This window comes from Pseudonocardia kujensis, assembly GCF_021283305.1.
Classification (GTDB): domain Bacteria; phylum Actinomycetota; class Actinomycetes; order Mycobacteriales; family Pseudonocardiaceae; genus Pseudonocardia; species Pseudonocardia kujensis.
In genome coordinates this window covers 1-1,259 of the sequence record NZ_JAJSOK010000152.1, presented here as the reverse complement: position 1 = coordinate 1,259, position 1,259 = coordinate 1, and the positions used below count along the sequence as shown (strand labels likewise).

At 66.6% G+C, this 1,259-nt stretch carries 1 protein-coding gene; it reads left to right on the top strand.

What is annotated here, in order from left to right:
- Nucleotides 1-329: 329 nt before the first annotated feature.
- On the top strand, nucleotides 330-1,151 hold the full coding sequence (locus tag LWC35_RS38745) for a TIGR03620 family F420-dependent LLM class oxidoreductase (protein ID WP_232875576.1): 822 nt from the start codon (nucleotides 330-332) through the stop codon (nucleotides 1,149-1,151).
- Nucleotides 1,152-1,259: the final 108 nt, after the last annotated feature.

Genomic DNA, 1,259 nt, shown 5'->3' with positions numbered 1-1,259 from the left:
TGGTCATCGACGCCGACGACGCCTGGTGCCCACCGACCTTCAACCCCGTCGGGTTGGGCCGCACCCGGTTGGCGTGGTCGATGATCGCGGTGGAGAGCCAGCGCACCCGCTGCTCGATCTCCCCCAGCACCGTGAGCCGATCGGCGCATATCTGGGCTGACGCGGCGGTCATCGATGACTCCTCGGCCACTTTGTTGCAGGCAGATGGCCCTCTCGTGGCTTGGCGACTGACGCGACACCACGCACTTGGGCGAGACCATTGTATCCAAACAGGTGCCTTGGAGCAACCCCTCCCTTTTCGGATACCTCGGTGTGGCAAGATCATGGGCATGCCTTGCACCCCTGCACTTGGCCGCTACGGCATCTGGCGAAGCTGCGACGCCTCCACCCCGTCGACGGCTGCGTTGCTCGACGAGCTCGGGTTCGCAGCGTTGTGGATCGGCGGTTCCCCGGCCCCCGACCTGCGTTTGATCGAGCAGGCACTCGACGCCTCCGAGCATCTCGTCATCGCGACCGGCGTCGTCACCATCTCGTCGGCGCCGCCGGCTCAGCTCGCCGACGCCTACAAGCGCGTGGTCGGCCGATATCCGGACAGGCTTCTCTTGGGAATCGGCACCGGTGGGCTTCCGTTTGCTGCGCTCAAGCCCTACATCGATGAACTCCTCGCAGGCGACGTACCACGGGAGCACCTGGTCGTCGGGGCGCTGAATCCGAGGGCGATACAACTGGCGGGGGCCTGCACCGCGGGAGCACATCCCTATCTGGTGACCCCTGAGCACACTCGTCGCGCTCGCGGCTGGGTCGGAACCGGTTCGCTTCTCGCCCCGGAACAGCGGGTCGTCCTTGGCGTCGAACGATCGGACTTCGCGGCCGCCGTCGAGTCGGTCCGCCACCCGTATCTGTCCTTCCCCAGTTCGCGTCGGATCCTGGAGTACCTCGGCTACGCGGGCGAGCTCGACGACGGCGGTAGCGAGCGCCTGATGACCGACCTCATTGTCAGCGGCGGCGACGAGGTGATCGCCGGGCGGCTCGAGGAACACATCACCGCCGGTGCCGATCACGTCGCGGTGCAGGTGATCGAGCGCCCAGGGCACGCCCTGGACGACGACTACCGGACACTTGCCGGACTTCTCGGCCTAGGAGTCCGCTGAAATAGGACGTTGCGAGGGTGGCGGTGCTGCTCGTGGTGGTGGCTGTAAACGCCGTTTATGCCTTCGGGGTCGGGCGTGTGTGATGGCGAGGCGGGTTGGGGTGGTGGT